We start from the raw sequence: 20253 nt of genomic DNA on the forward strand, positions 1-20253 counted from the left end.
AAACATTTCCTTTGCATATGATTTCGACAAATGGGCCTTAGAATCCTTGTTGTTATGCGGTTTTTGTTGTTTTTTTAAGTGTTCAGCAAGCCCTAAGTAGCCCTGTCTATTTTCTCATCCAGGCACAAATCAATCAGTTTGCAACGTTTTTGCTCCGTGGCCTGAATATCGCTGATAATTTTGTTCAGTCGCTTTTGATTATTCTGGTCGCTAAACACGGACTCCATTCTTTTCATAAGCTCGTCCAGCACATCCGAATTGTTGCGGCACACCAATTTGTAAGATTCGACAAAAGCACCCTCAATCAGCTTTTCCTCCAAAGCTTTGCTGCGAGAGCAGTATTTCTTCCCTTTTTTCGTGGCTGTCACGCACTGCCAAATCACCTTCTCATGCGGGGTTCCGCTGTGCCAGTTCCGCCGCGAGAGGTTGCTTCCGCAGAAAGCACATTCCAACTTGCTGCTGAAAGCAAATTTCCTGCTGTACTTGTCCCGCTTGCCTTTTGCGCCGCGGCGGCGATTCTCGCCTCTTCGATGCAATATGTCCTGCGCCTTTTCAAAAACTTCTTCGCTGACAATCGGCTCGTGATGATTTTTGACATAAAACTGATCTTCCTCGCCGTAATTGTCCAGTCTTCTCTTGGAAATTGGATCGACGGTAAATGTCTTTCCTTGCAACAAATCGCCTTTGTACTTCTCATTCTTTATGATACCAAGAACGGTTGTGTCCTGCCATTCGACTCTTCCGTACTTGGTTTTATGTCCCGCCTCAGTCAGTTCCTTTGCAATAACGTAAGCGCCGATCCCCGATGTATATCGTTCAAAAATATAGCGGACGATTTCGGCTTCTTCTTGATTAACGGATATCTTTTTCGTATTCACATCGTAATCGTATCCCAAACAACTTTGAAAGCCCACCAGTTCGCCGCGCTTCATTTTCATTTTCAAACCTTTTTTCACGTTGGCGGAGATGTTCTCCACTTCCTGCTGCGCTACGGAACTTAGAATGACAAGCAACAATTCGCCGTCCATCGTCAGCGTATTGATATTCTCGTCTTCAAAAAATACGGCGATGTTTTTTTCTTTCAACATTCGAACGTATTTCAACGTATCCAGCGTGTTTCTCGCAAACCTGGAGATAGACTTCGTGATGATCATATCAATTTTCCCGTCCATGCAATCGTTAATCATGCGTTGAAAATCCTCGCGCTTCGTTACCTGTGTCCCGGTTATGGCTTCATCCGCATAAATATCAACCAGCACCCAGTCGCTGCGTTTGCTTACGAGATCGGTATAATAGGCGACTTGCGACTTGTAGCTGTTCAATTGCTCCTCAGTGTCGGTACTTACGCGGGCATAAGGGGCGACGCGAAGAACATCCGATAACTTTCCGGCGTTGCGATCCGATATTTTCCGACTTGCTTTAATCACTTCCACTTCAAGAGCCATGGTGTTGTCCTCCATTCTTATTTACTCGCTATCAGTTTAATAAGAGATGGGCGGACCGACAAATGTGCGAATCAAGAAGTAAGGTCCGAAATGATGCCGTAATCCCGCATCGTTTTGTTCTTTATCAAATGAAATTCGTTTTCGGTAATCAAAGATAATGCCAGTAGCTGCCTTATCATAGCGATTTGCATACTGTACCGGATGAGTTTATGGTTCATAGCTACCTCCCATTAATCCAGCAAAGCTGAAAAACAGAGATGCGCAACAAACATAACCGCGTGTGCGCATCTCTGTTTCCGCCTCTGTTTTGGTTGCTTCTCTTCCAATAACCCTATCCGGCGGACAGTGGTTAGCCGTCCTCATAGGCTTCAAACCTCTTCCAGGATCGCTGCAAGCCGCCCCCATTGCGCTGAACTGTGGCTGGACGGAAGTATCATTATCCCTCCGCATGGGTCTTCGCCTTAAATGGAACCACCCTTTATGTATTGCATGGGCAAAATCGCTCGCAGTTTACCGCTTCTGATGAAAAAACATGCGAAAATAAGAATTGGCAAAATGGTCGTGGCGCGCCTGCAATTTGGCTATCCTTCCAGGCCATGCGGGGAACGTACCGGATAAGATTGTATTCGGTTGTCAAAGAGCTACGAGGGAGATGTTTTGTCCCTCTACTATCCGCTACATTTTCAGGGCAAAATCGGAACTGGATCGTCTACACTTAGTTGGACAATAAAAATGAGGGCTTGTAGAATAAACCTAACATCCTAAGGAGCGGATCTTGGATCGTCTACCCTTAGTTGGACAATAAAAATGAGGGCTTGTAGAATAAACCTATCATCCTAAGGAGCGGATCTCTACAATGCCAAAACAACAACGACGTACCTTTACAGCAGAATTCAAAAAAAAAATGGTAGAACTCTATGAAAACGGAAAATCCAGAGCAGCGATCGTGGAGGAATATGACCTCACAGCCTCCGCTTTAGACCGCTGGATCAAACAAGCCCAAACAACGGGTTCCTTCAAGGAGAAGGACAATCGCTCCTCCGAAGACAATGAGCTGATTGCCTTGCGAAAGGAGAACCAGCGTCTGAAAATGGAGGTGGATATTTTAAAGCAAGCCGCGCTGATCATGGGACGAAAGTAGCTATCATCCAGAACAACCGTGATAAATACTCGGTATCAGCAATGTGCGACGTCCTGCAAATCGCAAGAAGTACGTTTTACTATGAAGCGAAAGAACAAACGAGCGAAGACGATGTCGCCGAAGCGATTGCGGACATTTTCCATAAGAATCGAAAAGCTTACGGTACACGCAAGATTAAAGTCAAGCTCCAGGAACGTGGTTTCGTCGTCTCCAGACGTCGAATTGGCCGGATCATGAAAGAGCAGGGACTTGTTTCTACGTACACCGTGTCGCAATATAAACCCCTTAAGTCCGCGTGTAATGAAGCGTCTACAGCCAATACGCTGAATCGCGAATTCGATCAAACGGAGGCTAAACGAGTCGTTGTCAGCGATCTGACGTATGTGAAAGTTCAGAACCGGTGGCATTACATTTGTGTACTTATCGACCTGTTCAATCGAGAGATCATCGGCCATAGTGTAGGCCCTCATAAGGATGCCGTGTTGGTTTCTCGTGCCTTTGCAACGGTTCAGGGTGATTTATCTCAGATTCAATGGTTCCATACCGACCGTGGCAGTGAGTTTAAAAATCAAAAGATGGATGCACTTTTGGAGACATTTGAAATTGGCCGATCCCTGAGCATGAAAGGCTGCCCCTACGACAACGCTGTGGCGGAAGCGACCTACAAGATTATGAAAACAGAGTTCGTGAACCAGATGAACTTCCAGAGTCTTCGTCATCTGGAACTGGAATTATACGATTATGTTAACTGGTTTAACAAGCATCGGATTCATGGAACACTAGGATACATGACACCGGTTCAGTATCGCCATGCAGCCCTTAAAAATGCTGTCTGATTTACTGTTGACAATCCAGAACCGCCGTAAATTCTGTTAAGGGCAGATTTATTTTGCCCCCGACGACAATGAGGGGGCTAAGGTCATCCCCTGAATTATCCATGAAGCAACCCTTGCCTATGCTTCTACATTTTACAACTTGGGCTTGGTGGCACCGAAAGTTGAGTAAGTACGTAAATTCGACAGCCTTAAATTAAATTCCTGCAATTTATCCACTAAAAAACGAACCCGCGCTTGGAAGAAGCGCAACGAATGATTCGATAAACTTCGTTATAGTACCAAGGTTGGAGAATTCCTAACAATAGTAATAACAAGCCGATTCCACCAGGCAATCATTTTGAGCCTACAATGTGAGGCCTGCCAAACAGCACTTGTTTATCCGAATCGAACAGCCCGCGATAAACCACTTGTCCCCGAGTGGAGGAAGCGTCCACTACTTTGCCGTCTCCCGCATAAATGCCGACATGAGTAATATCCATGAATCTGCCATTACGCTCGTAGCTCCAAAACACAAGGTCACCTGGAACCAAGTCGGCCGCGCTTACTGTCAGACCAAAACCCATTGGACGAGATAGCTGCAATCCGTAAAGTGGTCCTGACCGGCCTTTGGTTGGCTGTACGGATCGCCTAGACGAGTCAGCGCCAACTTGACAGCTTCACTGCCCAGTTCCCCTTCGGGCAATTGCTGTTGAACCAAATCAAGCTGCTCCGGCGTCAAGCCAATATCCGCATCTTTTCCAAGTATCGCAAACATAAGCGGGCGGAACTCCTCGGACAGCATTTCCTTCATTAATTCTATCTGTTCATTTGTAAAGCGGTATATATCTGCCTGTTGCTCCGCAGTATGGCTAGTGACGGTAATATGCAAAATGCGCTCATATCGGGTAATCGTCTCTTCGCTGGTGCTCCCGTCCTCATGTTCTACCGTAACCGTTTCCTTATGTTCTACCGTTTCAACACGAGATTCCAGCGAATTCATATCCCAAAACACCGATCGGATGATACCGATTCTTGTTGCATCAAGCGTGGCCACATCCATTCCGTTTTCCGCATCCGTGACGGTCTTCACGGCAAAGACGGCGATAATGTCCATCCAGTTATCAATCGAGTGTTGTCCGCGCTGCCGGGATAATGAAATTCCACCCGGTCTACATTTCCAGCGGATCGCTGTAATTCTGCCAGCCGGGCGGCAAATTCATCGTCTATTTCCTGAACGATTCGGGTAAGCGGCTTTACATCGGCATCCGTATTTTCAACTGACACAAAGATACCGAAAGGAGAGGAAATAACCGCCGCGCTCACCATGACAATGCACAAAACTACAATTACCGAACCGCTGATCCCCAAAAGCGCCGTCAATCCATTGACAAGCAAGGCGGTGGCTCTTACAACCATTTTAATGATAAGGCGATTCAATCTCGCGATGGCTCGCGCGGTTTGAATGGATCGGTGGGCAGACATCGCCATCTGCGCAGCCCGCTGTGCTTCATTGACGGCATTCATTTTCCCTTCAGTTTGGGCATCCGAATGATTGTTAACGTGCTCTAGCCGATGCCCATTTTTTATAAATGGCGATAATGTCTTAAAATTTCGTACTTTCCGTTTGATCGTATAACCTGATTGTTTTGATATAGCAGAGGGGACTCGGGTTAACGGTTTCACGCGTCCATTTGCTGAACGAGATACCGCGCCGGAGAATGTTTCCTTCTTCCCGGCCGGTTTTGGATGTCCGATATCCCGTTTTTGCATCCGTTCAGGAAAGCTGCCTGTTCGAGAACAATGCAGAAGCCGGGCATTGACCCGGCTCCGTATAAAACGTTGTTTTCCTGAATGCGAGCCAGAAGACAAGACGTATTTTCCATTAACCGGCTTACGGAGACGTATGCTACGGGCAAGTCGCGGTGTACGCGCAATCGAAGACTCCGCATTAACATCAATCGGGCTCTGACTTGTGACAGAATCACCATCTGGCAACGGCCGCCTTTTTAGAATGTGCCGGATCAATCTCTTGTTGATACGCAGACTCATCCCCATTTGGGCACGAATCGTTTTTTTCGTAGCCGCTGCGGAATGGCGCTGCGCATATTCAACTGGAGACGAGGAAGTCGTCTTGTCATTCTCAACTTGCCGCTTGGCACGATCGCTTGAACGCCTTACACGATGCAACACGTTTGGGAATCTGTCCAGACGTTTGATGTCTTTAACAACACTCCTCGTTTTAATTTCCTTCATCGTCCCATTCCACTCCCGTCGTTGGCAGCCATTCAGCGAATTTGTTCGGCCAGCCGATTGATCGTTCTCTCGTGACTTCGGCAATATTCGGGATAACGAAGACGAATCGCTTCAAAAAAGTAGGGGGCATAGCTGCAATCGAATAATTCGTGGGGAGTGGAGTAACGTTCGCCGCCTGCTTCGGTCCAGCCGTTCCATAAATTAAAGGCGAGCCGACACACTCGAATGGAACTGCCGGTTTGCCAAGGGGCCGAAAGACCTTCGGGCTTAATGCCGCTATTGGAAAAATCATACAAATCGCGGGTATAACTTCTGGTTTCCCGGGAAATGCCCAATGTATAGAAAAGTGCCCGATGGTACCCGTCGTTGCATTTCCTTTCATCCAGCATCTGAACATAAAATCTCTCGTGTTCCTCATCTCGAAATCGAATCGAATGCATCGCTACAAACCCCTTTCATGGAAAATGAGCGGCTGGTTGCAACCAGCCGCTGACTGAACATGGTCCTCTATATAACAGTTCATTTTGGCAGGAAAATCGGACCCTCCGACGAAACAATTACATGTTTTTGAGCAAGTATTCCATTTGTTTCAAGCCTCTTTGGATAGATTTACGAACCGCCCGCTCATCGACATGCTCGGCTCTGGCAATAGCGACTTTGCTCATGCCCAAGAAATAATGGGCATAGATCCGTCTGGCGGATTTCACCGGCAATTGGCACATAGCTTCATAAAGTTGCTGCCGTGAAAGTTTGCGCTCGTAATACTCCTCCGGTGAAATCGAAAGAAATAAAACATGCTGCTCAATCCCGTCATTGCGATCAAGCGAAAAATAGGCCCGATGGCGATACGTTCGCAGCCTGTAGGCGCTTTCTTCCAAGTCGAAGCGGCGGATTTCATGGGCAACTTCTTCATCTACATCGACCCATACATCCGTCTTAAAAAAAGGATACATATTCCGCAAATTCATCTTTTTCATTCAAGTCCCTCCATTTTGGTTTGTTGGCAAACCAAAACAGAGGGGGGAGAACGACAGCCAACGTTCCATTTCAAACGTTTGTTTATTTTTCGTGAAAAACAAAAAAGACCTTGCCGCAGAGCATTCCAACACTCCATTGCGACTAAGTCTGAAAATGATATCCATCGTTGATGTGTTAGAAACCGTACTAGTAGGACAGACACATAAAGAGACCGCTGCCTGACATTGCAGGCATCTGAGAGCACATAATATCAGCTCCATCTCACATGGCAACACCGCTGCGAGAAGAAAGATAGTCTGTTTTTATGTTGGTGCTGTCATACGTTTTTTGTCCAAACGCTCCTTTTCATCTCGAACTCAGCCGGTTATAGGTCATTTGTTCGATGAAATTGAACTTACAAAACGACATTTTTTGGCGCCGTGCATAAACTCCTTTCAAAAGGGGACTTAATACCCTTGCATATAATTGTTAGCACCTTTGTTCAAATGATTATCCTCTAAAAAGCATTGGACAATCTCATTAAATCGTTGTGGTTGGCACAAGTTGCTTGGGTTACAGGAATCCTCAATGACTTGTAAACGAGCATTGGACAACAGCCCTGCAGTTTCATTCATTTGCCTGATAACTGGATAGGAATGGTCCCCCGCAATACAAAGCGCGGGCACTTTAATTTGCGGCAAGAACGGGGTGAAATCAATCCCCCTGACCGCCAGACGCTGTTTATACCATTCTCCAGATCTTTTTTGCAGCATTCCTTTTCGAATTGCACGATAAGCCAAGTCCCACTTATAATAAGTGATCTTCATCGAGCGTAAAAAGAATTCACCTGGCAAATAATACGAGAGCGAACTGATGAGATCGATCATGGAGACGAATTTGCCAAGCATAGTTGTCCTGACATTTATACTCAAGCAGTCTGAAATCACGATTGCGCTTACTTGGTTTGGATACAAATTCGAGAATTTCTGAGCAATGATTCCACCATAGGAAACGCCAACAATTACAGCTTTTTTAATTCCCAAATACCCCAGGAGGAGACTTAGATCCTCACACTGGGTTTCTATAACTCTTCCAACCGGAACTTTCAAATTTCCAGACTGTCCGTTTCCTCTCAGATCAAGGAACACAGTTTGATACGATTGTTTAAAATAATTTTTTTGAATTTCAAACATTTCATGTGTTAGTCCAAGACTATGAATAAAGACGAGGGATGTTCCTTGACCACAAACTTCATAATATAGCGAAGTTCCATTCACTTTCCAAAGTGGCAACATTCCCAACTCCTTTTCGTTAACATCTATTAACTTTTTTCCATTAACTATCTGCTAAAACGTAATTATTTTTCATGAGACGATAAGCTATGTTACCCTTCATCTTGATAATAGCAAGCCTCAATATCCGCAATCACCAACACATCCATATGGCGTCCATAACGCAGAATCGGCCTGATTACGGATCGTTTCCATATTTTTTCCCACAAGGTCCGCTTCGATTGCCCGACAATCATCTGCGTACTTTGGATATCGTTGGCTTTATTCAGCAAAAGGTATGGAATCTGCCTTCGGCTCCGGGCAAACAGCATCATAAACTTACCGCCCAACCGCGCTGTCAAGTCTTCCAGCACTTTGATGCGTTTTTTCAACTCATCAGCAACCTCAGCATGATCGTGAACATACGTTACAACCCAGTCAGCCTTCAAACGATAAGCAATTCGAAACCCCCGCCTGATTAAGCGCTCAGCATTGGTGCTTAATGTTACCCCGACGAAGACCGTCTCCTGCTTTCTCCAAGGTCCGCGAAGCGAATCGTTTCTTTCCCAGGCTTCCAATCGTTCGTCCACATCGTCAGCGATTTCCCGTAGCGCCAATTCACGCAAAGCAATCAAATTGCCCGTTCGGAAGAAATGATTCAAGGCCTGATCCACTTTATCTAGCGCATAGATTTTTCCTTCCCGCATTCGTTGCTGCAGCGTTTTTGGATCGACATCAATGAGCTCGACTTCATCGGCCATGCGCAACACGTGGTCGGGGAGGGTTTCCCGAACTCGCACGCCGGTAATCTGTTCAACCGCATCGTTCAAACTTTCCAAATGCTGTACGTTCATCGTCGAAATAACGGAAATGCCTGCGTTCAAAATGTCTACAATATCTTCGAATCTTTTTTTGTTTTTACTGCCGGGCACGTTCGTATGTGCCAGTTCATCCACGAGTACGACTTCCGGATTGCGGCGAATGATGGACTGGACGTCCAGTTCTTCCAGATTCGCTCCACGATACTCCAACTTCGCCCGCGGGATCGTTTGCAGCGAACCGACTTTCGCTAACGTTTCTTTTCGTCCATGCGTTTCGAGAAGTCCGATGACGACGTCAATGCCTTTCTTCTGCAAATCGTTCCCCTCGCGAAGCATCGCATACGTTTTCCCGACCCCGGGGGCGGCGCCGATGAGCACCTTGAATCGTCCTCTCCGGATTTCCCCTATTTTTCGCTCCACTTCCTGATCGCTTAGCCTGCGGTAGCGATCATCCGACCGACCTTCCGTCAGCATTTTGGTCGGCAGTATCCGCTCTCCTTCCTTTTCAGCACGATCCGCAACGAAGTAGATATCCGTATGTCTCGATTTTTTAAGGATGCCGTTTGTAATCGATCCCCGCCACAGCTCCTGCCAGCGATTTAGCTTGGAATGGCCGAGTACAATTCTCGTTACCTGATGCAAGGTTGCGTAACGAGCCAACATGCCGGGAAGCTTCCGTCTACTTGCCAAGGTGAGTTCTTCGAATTTAGCTCCTATTTGATCGGCCAATTTCAAGAGGGAACGCTTAAATGCAGTTGCTTCGCGAGACAGCATTTTTTTCGGATGGACAAATGTGACGATCATCAAATCTCCACCCAAGCGTTTGGCAATTTGTTGGCCGCGGCGGACATGAATGGATCCGTTCCAATGGTATTGCGCCGAGACGAGAATGCGTTCCGCTACTCCGGAAGGCCCGGTTAAACCTTGCTCCATGCGGTATTTTTCGTGGGAATCGTTCACATCTTCCGCCACTAGCCGCAAAGCCAGCTCCCGTAATTTTCCGATGTTGCTTCGCTCAAACAACATGGGCGAGGAGTCACCGTTGACATGCCCCTCCTCCAGCCGTTTCAGTATCGTTTCCGGCGATACGTCGATCAATTGGACTTCATCCGCCATCTCCAATGTGTTTGCCGGGACGGTTTCCTCCACCACGACACCGGTCCATTTTCTCGCCAGTTCCGTCGCGCCGTCGAGTTCGTACACGTTGACGGTTGTGATTACGCTGATGCCATGATTCAGCAAAAATTGGATGTCATCCAGACGTGTCGGAAACTGTGCTCCTTCCCGATTGCGATGGGCAAGCCCGTCAACTAATACCACTTCCGGATTGCGTTTGACCAGCGCCTCGAGGTTCAAGTCCTTACGCTCCATTCCATCCTTGATCCAGTGAATGCTGGGTACACGTTCCAAGTCTCCGAGTTGCTCCACCGTTTCCGGCCGCTGTCTTGTCGAAACCGCACAAATGACGACATCGATTCCCTGCTGCTTCAAATGCTGACCTTCCTGAAGCATGTGGTACGTTTTACCCGAACCGCTGACCGCGCCGATATAGATTTTGAGCCGACCACGGTGTAGCTTGGAAATGGAGTACAGGATTTCTTCCGGCGTCTTCCTGCGAAAACTTCCCACTCTTGTTCCCCCCTTGCGCAAGCTCTTTACTAAAATGCGATAACCCCGCCTATTTGGCCATAGGCAGGGCTCGCAGATGATATTTAACTATTTCATAAGTTCGCGCAGCGCGATGTTCAATTTCAACACATTGACTCTTGGATCCCCGAAAATCCCCAAATCCCGTCCTTCGGTATGTTCTTGTACCAGTTTCTCGAGCTCGCTCGAAGACAAACCGGTCAACTTGCTGATACGCGGAATTTGCACGTTGGCGGATTCTGGCGTAATATGGGGATCCAGCCCTGAACCGGAGTTCGTGATTAAGGCAATCGGCAATTGGCTAACAGGAACGTCCGGATTGTTTGCCTTCCACGCTTCAACGGATTCTTCCGTCCTTTTCAGCAAGTCCGGGTTCGATGGCCCGTAATTGTTGGAACCGGAGGCTTCCGCTTTGTATTCAATGCTGGAGACCCGGCCTTGAAAATATTTTGGATCGGTAAAGTTTTGCCCGATTAATTCGGAACCGATGATTTCTCCGCTGCTGCTTTTGATCAAACTGCCGTTAGCCTGATCTGACATCAAAAGTTGCGCGATGCCGGTGCAAACGAGCGGATACACAATTCCGCATAGCAATATGAACAACAAACTGAGCCGAATCATGGAAAACAAGTAAGATCCGCGGGAAAGTCCCTGAACATGCTGCTCTGAATGATTCATTCCATTTCAATCCTCTCTGTATTCCGTTTCAACTACACCCATAAGTGAACGACCATGTCGATCAATTTAATCCCGACGAACGGCGCGATGACACCGCCCAATCCATAAATAAGCAGGTTCCGGCTGAGCAATTGGGCGGAACTCATCGGTTTGTAGGCAACGCCCTTCATGGCCAACGGAATAAGCAACGGGATAATGATCGCATTAAACACAAGCGCCGACAAAATGGCCGACATTGGTGATCCGAGTCCCATTACATTCAATACGTTCATTTCCGGAATCGCCTGCATGAACATGGCCGGGATAATGGCAAAATATTTGGCGATGTCGTTCGCCACGCTGAAGGTGGTCAGAGCGCCGCGCGTCATTAGCAGTTGCTTGCCGATCGCTACGACTTCAATGATCTTCGACGGATCGGAGTCAAGATCGACCATGTTGGCCGCTTCCTTGGCTGCCGTCGTGCCGCTGTTCATCGCAAGTCCTACATCCGCCTGCGCGAGTGCCGGGGCATCGTTCGTTCCATCTCCGGTCATGGCTACCAGCTTACCGGCCGCCTGTTCCCGCTTGATCACGGCAATTTTGTCTTCCGGCTTGCTCTCGGCGATAAAGTCATCCACCCCGGCCTCTCGTGCGATTGTCGCTGCTGTCAACGGGTTGTCTCCTGTACACATGATCGTTTTGATTCCCATCTTTCGCAACTGATCGAAACGCTCCCGCATGCCGGGCTTCACCGTATCCTTCAAATAAATGAGTCCGTAAATTCGATTGTCGACGGCAACGGCGAGCGGCGTTCCGCCCTCCGATGCGATCGCGTTCCCTTTTTGTTCCAAATCGGTGGGAATAACCCCTCCTTGTGCACTGACCCAAGCCTTGACTGCGTCAACCGCGCCTTTGCGAACTTTTCGTCCATTCGGCAAATCGATACCGCTCATGCGAGTTTCCGCTTTAAATTCTATGAATTCCGCACCTTCAACCGCATTCGTTGGATACGTATACCCTTCTTTTTTCATGAGTTCGAGTACGGATCGGCCTTCGGGTGTTTCATCCTTCACTGAACTGACGGCTGCCCATTCGGCTACCGTCTCTACGGTCGTATCCCCAACCGCGATGAACTCGCTGGCCATCCGGTTCCCAAACGTGATTGTACCTGTTTTGTCCAAAATCATCGTATCGATGTCGCCTGCCGCTTCCACCGCTTTCCCTGACATGGCCAGTACATTGAAACGGGTTACTCGGTCCATCCCGGCAATACCGATTGCGGATAATAAACCGCCGATCGTTGTTGGAATGAGACATACCAGCAGCGAAATCAGAACGGGAATCTCCAATTTGATTCCAAGATAATCGGCCATCGGCGCCAATGTCACCACAACGATCAGGAAAATCAGGGTCAGGCTGACAAGCAGGGTATTCAGCGCGATTTCGTTTGGCGTTTTTTGTCTCTTTGCGCCTTCGACCAATGCGATCATCCGATCGATGAACGATTCGCCAGGGTCGCTTGTAATCCGTACGGTTATCCGGTCGCTAACGACCCGCGTGCCGCCGGTTACCGAACTGAAATCGCCGCCTGCTTCTTTGATGACAGGAGCGGATTCGCCGGTAATGGCTGACTCGTCCACGGAAGCGAGCCCATCAATGACCTCCCCGTCACCCGGAATCATCTCCCCTTGCGAGACAATTACAACATCGCCTTTGCGCAGTTCCGTGGACGGAACCACCTTCACGCTGTTGCCGGTCACTTTATTGGCCATGATTTCTTTTTTCGTCTTCTTGAGAGTGTCGGCCTGCGCTTTTCCTCTGCCCTCAGCCAATGCCTCGGCGAAGTTGGCGAACAGCACGGTAAATAGCAAAATTAGAAAAACCGCCAGATTAAATCCAACTCGTCCTTCGGTACCGAAGTAGCCCGGAAACAACGTCATTAACAACACGACGAACGTTCCTGCTTCGACGACAAACATGACCGGATTTTTCATCATGACAACCGGATTTAATTTGATAAAGCTGTCCAAGATCGCCTTTTTGACAATCTCTCCGGACAACATGCTTCTTCGTTTCGTATTCATGATCTCACCTCTTCTATTTCAGGAGCGTCAAATGTTCTGCGATCGGACCGAGAACAAGGGCGGGCAAAAAGGTCAAAGCTCCGATAATCAGTACGATACCGACGAGAATACCCGTAAACAATTTGGTGTCCGTGCGGAACGTTCCGATCGTTTCCGGAACCCATTGTTTCGCCGCCAGAGAACCGGCTACGCCGAGCAATGCCACAATGGAAACGTACCGTCCGAACAGCATGACAAGTCCCGTAGAAACGTTCCAGAACGTTGTGTTGTCAGCCAAACCTTCGAAGCCGGAACCGTTGTTCGCGGCGGAAGACGTATACTCATAAAGCACCTGCGATATGCCGTGGAAGCCGGGATTGCTGATGGCCCCTTTCCCCAAGTCCGTCAAAAAGGCAATGGCCGTAGGCGCAAGAATAATAAGCGGGTGAGCGAGAATCGCGATGGCAACCAGTTTCATTTCTCGAGCTTCAATTTTGCGCCCCATAAATTCCGGCGTGCGGCCGACCATCAATCCGCAAAGGAAGACACCCAATATTGCGTACATAAGCATGTTGACCAAACCGACGCCGTCGCCACCAAACACACAGTTCAGCATCATTTGCGCCAGCGGGACGAGACCGCCCAGCGGCGTCAACGTATCGTGCATGTTATTGACCGAACCTGTTGTAGCCGCAGTCGTAACCGCTGTAAACAAAGCCGACTGCGCTATACCGAACCGAACTTCCTTGCCCTCCATGTTGCCTTGCGAAGCGTCGATTCCGAGCGCATTCAGCGCTGGGTTCCCTCGCAGTTCCGATGTATAAACGATGGACAGGAAGGAGACAAACAAGATGAGCATCGCGCTGAAGATCACCCAGCCCTGTTTTTGATTTCGCGCGAATCTGCCGAACGTATACGTCAGCGCGGCCGGAATGCACCACATGGACAACATCTCGATAACATTGGTTAGCGGATTCGGATTCTCAAACGGGTGCGATGAATTGACGCCCATAAATCCCCCCCCGTTCGTTCCCAAGTGCTTGATCGATTCGAGGGAAGCTACCGGACCGATCGCGATTTGCTGCGTCCCGCCTTCAAGCGTAGTCGCTTGAACGGTCGGACTAAGCGTTTGCGGCACTTTCAACGCAACTAGTGCCAATGTCACGATGATCGCCATCGGGATAAGCAAACGGGTGTGCGCTTTGACAAAATCGGTGAAGAAGTTGCCGAGCGTTTTCCCTTTGCTTGTCAAACCGCGAATGAACGCGATCGCTACGACGATGCCGGATGCCGCTGATGTAAACATCATCATCATAATAACAGCCATTTGCGAAAAATAGGACAGACCCGTTTCGCCGCTATAGTGCTGCAAGTTCGTATTCGTCATGAAGCTGATGACCGTATTGAAAGAAAGCGTTGACTCCATGTTATCGATGCCGTTCGGGTTGATCGGCAGCCATTTCTGGATGCGTAAAATCAAATAACTGACCGCCACCAAAATAACGTTGGTCAATATCAAGCTGAGCGTGTATCGTTTCCAGCTCATTTCAGCGCGGTTTTTCAAACCGGTCAGTCCGTAGATCAACCTTTCAATCGGTCCGAATATTTTGTCGGTCCGGTTGGGTTCATTGGAAAATACATGAAAGATGTATGCCCCCAAAGGTTTGACCAAAAAAACTAAAATCACAATGACCGCTACCAGTTGCAAAATGGCCATTTCATGCCCTCCTCAAACATATACAGATCATATTAAAATTTTTCGGGATTCACCAAAGCAAAAACGAGATATAAAAAAATCAAAACCGTAAAAACAGCAACTATTATCATGAGCGTTCTCCCCCCGATTCACCTGCAACTCGTCCGCACCAAGCTAAAAATAAGCAAAACAATCCATATACGCCACCTAGTGTTAAAATCATTGCGATATCCATCATGAATGATCATCCCTCCCTTCAAGCATGTACCCGGTACGTTTGCCTGATATGGATTCAGCTTTCGTTATCAAGCAGAAACGAAACATCATCGCTGCGGGTGTAAATGACATAGCTAGCGCCAAGTCCTTTGTAGATGAGTCTTGCATTGTTGCTGCCGGTGATGATATAGATCGGCTTGCCTGTCCAGGATCGGCAGATCTGAATGTATCGGCAAATCAAGGGCAAACTTGACTCAAACAAGTACACCTTCCCTACCGGTAACTCTGGAATGAGCCAGGTTTCCCGGTCTACAGTATCGACCATTAAGATGTGCTTGACGCCCAAATGTGTCAATCTCGACTTCTCTGTTTCATTATTGGCAATCGCTGCATAAGGTATTCCTTTGATTCGCAACGCTTTAATAAACTGCTCCCCGGTTTTGTTGGGCGCAGAGACGAGTACAAACTCATCTTGAGCTTCCATAGCCAATCTCCTCCATCCTGGTACAGGCAACAAAAAAGAAGCTTTCGGAAGAGGAACTCTTCGTCAGCTTCTTAGGCACGAAAAAACACCGTGTCTAATCACGACAATTGTTGCCTCTCTTAAAGACGCTTACGAGGTTAGCTGTCGGATTCGGGCGTAAGAGTCGCCCTACGCCGGATTTACCGGCGATTCACCCCATGAAGCCGACAAGACCGGCTTCGATTGGTTCCCCCGCTCCTTCGTGTTAATTGAAGAATTCAGCGATTGAAACGATGATTATCATGTTCACGAAACACCACAGAGGCATAAGCACTGTGGTCGAAACTTACGATCACAAGCTTCATCATCCTCTCTCTACAAGGGCCACACTTTTGAAAAGAGTATAAGCGGGGGAGTTCATCCCTTACGGATCCGGTTGACTTGCTCTCACACAAGCACTGATCCGTAGTTGGTTCCCTCTTGTTCCTGAGTCACAATTAAGCAACTGTAAATGAAAAACAATTCAATTCATGGACGTATGTTACTCCGAGACAAAAAAACTGTAAAGTGAAGCATATTGTATATCCGCTTAAAAAGAGTGCTTTATGTTTGGGAATTCATGACCCTGGCAGAAGATCTTCATTTTTCTCGTATTTACTCATTATTTTGAGGTTTTTCAATCATTTTTACGAAATTTTTACGCCCAGTACCGGTTTATTTTACTCTTTTTTTACAGTAACCTAGAGAGGAGAGACACAAAAAAGAGCAGGATGTGTTTTGCTATGCATAAATGGAATGCGGTATGGATTTCGTTGCGATCGTACGTAAGCACGACTTTGCTGATCGCTCTCATGACCATGGTATTAAAACCGTTTGGTCTTGCTTTTGACTTGGTCAATATTGCTCTTATCTATTTACTCCCGGTTCTTTTCAATGCCGTCTTCGGGGGACTGCGTCCTGCTTTCTACGCGGCGATCCTGGGTGTCTTAGCCTTTGATTTCTTCTTCGTGCCTCCTGTACTGAGCTTTACCGTATCAGACTTGCGCTATCTGGTTTCATTTGGCGTCTATTTGGCGGTGGCAGCATTAACGGCCAGCCTAGCGGCCAAGCTGAAGCAGCAGGTCCTCTTTTCCAAGCAAAGGGAAGCTTACACAGCTGCGTTGTACGCGCTTAGCAAGCAGATGAGCGCGATCGCGGACATCCATTCCATGCTGGACAATTTTTCCCGACAAGTTTCGCAGACCCTTGACACAGAAATCGCGATCTATTTGGCGGATGACCAGAATACCCTGAAACTTGCCCATGAGTCTGCCGATTTTCCTGACTGCAGGCAAGAGAATACGGAAATGTCTATCGCAAAGCGAGTGTTTGAGCACGTCGAGACGGCCGGAATGGAAATTTCGCGTTTGAACGAATCTCCGGGTTATTTTATTCCGCTTCGGACCGAAGACCGCACATATGGTATCATCGCGCTCTATCCGAATGAAGCGCGAACCGGGATCACAACCGAGCAAAAGCGGCTCTTCGAGGCTCTCGGAGGCTTGGCGGCCAGCGCAATCGCTCGCCTCAGGCTGGCGGAGGAAGCCCGAATTGCTCATCTAACAGCAGAGTCGGAACGCCTTCGTACTGCAATTTTGGATTCGGTCTCCCATGAACTACGCACCCCTTTGGCAACCATCATCGGCTCGGCAACCGGTCTGATCGAGGGCGGGCATATTTTCTCTGCAGAGGATCGAATGGAGCTTCTTGTCACGATTCGTGACGACGCCCTTCGTATGAATCGCCTAGTGACGAATCTGCTCAGCATGGTGCAGCTGGAGAGCGGGATGCTGCGCCTCAGGAAAAACTGGTGCGATGTGGAGGACTTGATCGGCGTCACGTTATCTCAGGTCAAAGACTTTCAACAACATCGAAAGCTGCGCACCGAGTTGCCGGATGACGGGCCCATTATGGTCCTGGGTGACGAAGTATTGCTAGAGCAAATGTTGGTCAATGTCGTGAGCAATGCGATCAAATACAGTCCGGATTATAGTGAAATCGTCCTGTCAGTGAAAACCGGGGAAGCAGGCGTTGTCATCTCGGTCTCCGATACGGGGATTGGACTGAACGAGGACGAATACGATCGGATATTCGAAAAGTTTTACCGTTCAACCGCTGCGAAGCAAATAACCGGTACGGGATTGGGACTTGCCATATGCAAAGGAATCGTCGAGCTTCATGAAGGAACGATATCGGCGCAGCCGAAGGAACCGCGAGGGACCATTGTAACGATAACCCTTCCCTTAAACAAGCAAGACGACTTGCTTGCAGCAGCTGAAGAAAGGGGAACCACGAATCATGACCATGAATGAACATGGGGCTCGCATTTTGATCATCGATGATGAACCCCAAATTCGAAAGCTTCTGAAGGTAACCCTGCAAGCCCATCAATATGCCATCTACGAAGCCTCGACAGGAGAGGAGGGCCTCCAACAGGCATCCTTGATGTTGCCGGACTTGATCATACTTGATCTCGGGTTGCCGGGCATATCCGGCATGGAAGTGCTCGGCCGCATCCGGGAATGGTCAAATTCGCCGATCATTGTGCTGACGGCAAAAGACAGGGAGGAAGATAAAATCGTCGCGCTCGACAGCGGCGCCGATGATTATGTAACCAAGCCGTTCGGGATGGGAGAGCTCGTCGCTCGAATGCGTGTTGCGCTGCGGCACGTAGCCAAATCGTCGAATGAGCCCATCCTCCAGATCGGCGAGCTGACCATCGACCTGGCACAGCGAAGCGTGGAGTTGAAGGGAGAACGGATCAAGTTGACCCCAACAGAATACGATCTGTTGAAAATTCTCGCCTCCAACGCCGGGAAAGTAGTCACGCAGCGTCAGCTGCTCCAACAAGTATGGGGCAGCCACCACAATGAGACCGACAGCCATTATTTGCGGGTGTACATCGGACATCTACGCAAAAAACTCGAGGAAGACTCGACTCGGCCCAAGTTCATTCTGACGGAGCCGGGGATCGGCTATCGCTTCCTGTCCAGGGAGTAACAGAGTCGCTTACCTCGGCTACGTCCATCCTCCGTTCAAAAACGTAAGAACGGGACCTTCGTGTAGAAAAATTGCCGTCTCCGTAAGTTTTTGTCCGATGCATCCGTTTTCGCGCACGAGAAAAGGCTAAAAATCAAAAATAGGCGTTGGATTCGGCTTTTACATTGTCTTGCAAAAAGCGTATGATCTCTATCAACAACTTCAAATTCATTTGAATCGCTGAATTCCCTAAGGGGAAACGGGGGAACCAACAGAAGCCATTAAATGGTTTCACGGGGTGAATTCCTTGTCTGCTTGGCACTTGGAAAGGGTACTCTCAAGCCCTAACCCGACAGCTAACCTCGTAAGCGCATTGAGAGAGAACCGTATCCGAGCTGCGTTTGTCTGATGGACTGACAACAGACTGCCCGAGAGCTTCGTTTCTCTGCTCTTCGGGCTTTTTGTCGTACCCAAAAAAACATTTAGGGAGAGTGGCAAGCATGTGTACCTCTGTCAATAGAGTAGACACAAAGAATCGAGAAAATTATGCGGCAGATCGGTACATACGTTCGTACTCATTGGGCGTAGAATACCCAATCGCAGAATGGATTCGTTTTCCATTGTAGAAGCAGGTAATATATTCAAAAATGCGTTTCTTGGCTTGCTTGCGTGTTTTGAACTTCTCCAAGTAGACAAGTTCTTTCTTGAGCACACTGTGAAACGATTCGATACACGCATTATCGTAGCAGTTCCCTTTGCGGCTCATACTGCCTTTCATCTTGTAGGTGCGCAGCCGCGCCTGGTAGTCATGAGAAGCGTACTGGCTGCCGCGATCCGAATGATGCAGAACCTCTTCGCACGGTCGCTGCTGGCTGTGGGCGCGGTCCAGCGCCGTTAACACGAGTTCTTTCGTCATTCGCTCATCCATGTGAAATCCAACGATTTTACGACTGTACAGGTCCATGATGCTTGCCAGGTATAGCCACCCCTCATCGGTCGGGATATACGTAATATCAGCCACCCAGGCCTCGTTCGGAGCGGATGGATTAAACTCGCGGTTCAACACGTTGTCTTGAACAGGCAGGTTGTGCTTCGAGTTGGTTGTGGCCTTGTATTTCTTCACCGTGCGAGAACGTAAACCTAGCTCCTTCATGATCCGAGCGACTGTTTTCTCGGACACTCGTAGGCCCTGCTTGTGCAGTTCTTTTGCTACTTTGGGGCTTCCATATAATCGACGGGATTCCAGAAAGATACGACGGATCCGCCGCTCCAGCTTGCGACGTCGCTTTTCACGTTTGCTGGCTTTTCGCTGGATCCATTTGTAATAGCCGCTTCGGGATACTTCAAAGGCTTCGCACATCTTCGAGACGCGGCACTTGAAGCGATGATCGTGGATGAAGGCATAGATCAGCGCCGGTCTTTGGCGAAGTAGTGCATCGCCTTTTTTAAGATGTCGTTCTCCTCTTCCAGATCACGAAGGCGTTTCTGAAGATCTCTCATTGCTTTATCGTCGGCTTTCAGTTGCCCACTGCCTGGAAAGGCCTGTGCGCCGTCTTTCTTGTATTCCGCCATCCAACGATACAGGGTGTTGTCGCTGATCCCCAGTTCGCGGGCGACCTGCGCCACCGGCTTCCCCTGTTCCTGAATCATTTTTACGGTTTGGATTTTAAACTCTTTGTCATATTTCTGACTCATCTTCGGACACCTCGATTTTGCTAGGTTTATTGTCGCATTCTCGATTCTCGGTGTCCACTATTTAGTCTAGCATCAGCAGTCCTGATTTCCATGTA

Annotated in this window: 17 protein-coding genes and 2 riboswitches; of the genes, 3 read left to right on the plus strand and 14 right to left on the minus strand. The window is 48.4% G+C overall.

The annotated features are described in order from the left end of the window. Positions 1 to 92 precede the first annotated feature (92 nt). Positions 93 to 1445, minus strand: coding sequence for a recombinase family protein (locus tag BFJ94_RS00095; RefSeq protein ID WP_229717210.1), 1353 nt, complete (start codon positions 1443 to 1445; stop codon positions 93 to 95). A gap of 856 nt (positions 1446 to 2301) precedes the next feature. Here BFJ94_RS00095 and BFJ94_RS00105 point away from each other — a divergent pair. Continuing rightward, positions 2302 to 3422, plus strand: a protein-coding gene (locus BFJ94_RS00105; protein ID WP_120460049.1) for an IS3 family transposase whose coding sequence is annotated in 2 segments (ribosomal slippage) — positions 2302 to 2551 and positions 2551 to 3422 — 1122 coding nt in all. Because the reading frame shifts where the segments join, the coding sequence is not laid out codon by codon here. 332 nt (positions 3423 to 3754) lie between these two features. Here the strand turns inward: BFJ94_RS00105 and BFJ94_RS25580 are convergent. The 12 genes from BFJ94_RS25580 to BFJ94_RS00160 form a co-directional block, all read right to left on the minus strand. Continuing rightward, a complete protein-coding gene (locus BFJ94_RS25580) occupies positions 3755 to 3934 on the minus strand; it encodes a hypothetical protein (RefSeq protein WP_240431882.1) in 180 nt (59 codons plus the stop codon). 35 nt (positions 3935 to 3969) lie between these two features. Continuing rightward, complete coding sequence (locus BFJ94_RS00110; protein WP_205571014.1) at positions 3970 to 4515, minus strand: hypothetical protein; 546 nt, start codon at positions 4513 to 4515, stop codon at positions 3970 to 3972. Next, complete coding sequence (locus BFJ94_RS00115; protein ID WP_120460051.1) at positions 4488 to 5654, minus strand: hypothetical protein; 1167 nt, start codon at positions 5652 to 5654, stop codon at positions 4488 to 4490. The genes BFJ94_RS00110 and BFJ94_RS00115 overlap by 28 nt, the downstream gene beginning before the upstream one ends. A gap of 32 nt (positions 5655 to 5686) precedes the next feature. Next, on the minus strand, positions 5687 to 6094 hold the full coding sequence (locus BFJ94_RS00120; protein WP_120460053.1) for a DUF6075 family protein: 408 nt from the start codon (positions 6092 to 6094) through the stop codon (positions 5687 to 5689). 117 nt (positions 6095 to 6211) lie between these two features. After that, positions 6212 to 6631, minus strand: coding sequence for a sigma factor-like helix-turn-helix DNA-binding protein (locus BFJ94_RS00125; RefSeq protein ID WP_120117243.1), 420 nt, complete (start codon positions 6629 to 6631; stop codon positions 6212 to 6214). Positions 6632 to 7078: 447 nt separating this feature from the next. Next, entirely contained in the window at positions 7079 to 7906 is an 828-nt protein-coding gene (locus BFJ94_RS00130; protein ID WP_061574125.1) for an alpha/beta fold hydrolase, read from the minus strand. Positions 7907 to 7995: 89 nt separating this feature from the next. After that, the gene (locus BFJ94_RS00135; protein ID WP_120460055.1) at positions 7996 to 10332 is read right to left on the minus strand and encodes a histidine kinase; all 2337 of its coding nucleotides are present in this window, start codon (positions 10330 to 10332) and stop codon (positions 7996 to 7998) included. A gap of 87 nt (positions 10333 to 10419) precedes the next feature. After that, complete coding sequence (gene kdpC / locus BFJ94_RS00140) at positions 10420 to 11028, minus strand: potassium-transporting ATPase subunit KdpC (RefSeq protein ID WP_054819097.1); 609 nt, start codon at positions 11026 to 11028, stop codon at positions 10420 to 10422. A gap of 32 nt (positions 11029 to 11060) precedes the next feature. Continuing rightward, positions 11061 to 13091 carry a potassium-transporting ATPase subunit KdpB gene (kdpB, locus tag BFJ94_RS00145; RefSeq protein WP_120460057.1) on the minus strand — a complete coding sequence of 677 codons (2031 nt, stop codon included), beginning with the start codon at positions 13089 to 13091 and terminating at the stop codon, positions 11061 to 11063. A 13-nt stretch (positions 13092 to 13104) separates the two neighbouring features. Next, a complete protein-coding gene (gene kdpA, locus BFJ94_RS00150) occupies positions 13105 to 14787 on the minus strand; it encodes a potassium-transporting ATPase subunit KdpA (protein ID WP_120460060.1) in 1683 nt (560 codons plus the stop codon). 32 nt (positions 14788 to 14819) lie between these two features. Continuing rightward, complete coding sequence (locus BFJ94_RS26175; RefSeq protein ID WP_080612102.1) at positions 14820 to 14897, minus strand: potassium-transporting ATPase subunit F; 78 nt, start codon at positions 14895 to 14897, stop codon at positions 14820 to 14822. Positions 14898 to 15058: 161 nt separating this feature from the next. Next, a complete protein-coding gene (locus BFJ94_RS00160) occupies positions 15059 to 15466 on the minus strand; it encodes a hypothetical protein (protein WP_120460062.1) in 408 nt (135 codons plus the stop codon). A 111-nt stretch (positions 15467 to 15577) separates the two neighbouring features. Beyond that, positions 15578 to 15739: riboswitch (cyclic di-AMP (ydaO/yuaA leader) on the minus strand. Positions 15740 to 16227: 488 nt separating this feature from the next. Here BFJ94_RS00160 and BFJ94_RS00165 point away from each other — a divergent pair. After that, complete coding sequence (locus tag BFJ94_RS00165) at positions 16228 to 17796, plus strand: ATP-binding protein (RefSeq protein WP_120460064.1); 1569 nt, start codon at positions 16228 to 16230, stop codon at positions 17794 to 17796. After that, positions 17783 to 18484, plus strand: a complete 702-nt coding sequence (locus BFJ94_RS00170) for a response regulator (RefSeq protein ID WP_120460066.1) — start codon at positions 17783 to 17785, stop codon at positions 18482 to 18484. The genes BFJ94_RS00165 and BFJ94_RS00170 overlap by 14 nt, the downstream gene beginning before the upstream one ends. Before the next feature lie 207 nt (positions 18485 to 18691). Further along, a riboswitch (cyclic di-AMP (ydaO/yuaA leader) is annotated at positions 18692 to 18850 on the plus strand. A gap of 157 nt (positions 18851 to 19007) precedes the next feature. Here BFJ94_RS00170 and BFJ94_RS00175 read toward each other — a convergent pair. Then, positions 19008 to 20158 (minus strand): IS3 family transposase gene (locus BFJ94_RS00175; protein ID WP_268238247.1). Its coding sequence is split into 2 segments (ribosomal slippage): positions 19008 to 19903 and positions 19903 to 20158, totalling 1152 coding nucleotides; the frame shifts between segments, so codons are not numbered across the junction. Positions 20159 to 20253 lie beyond the last annotated feature (95 nt).

It is taken from the genome of Paenibacillus aceti, from assembly GCF_003614185.1.
GTDB classification, from domain to species: Bacteria; Bacillota; Bacilli; order Paenibacillales; family Paenibacillaceae; genus Fontibacillus; species Fontibacillus aceti.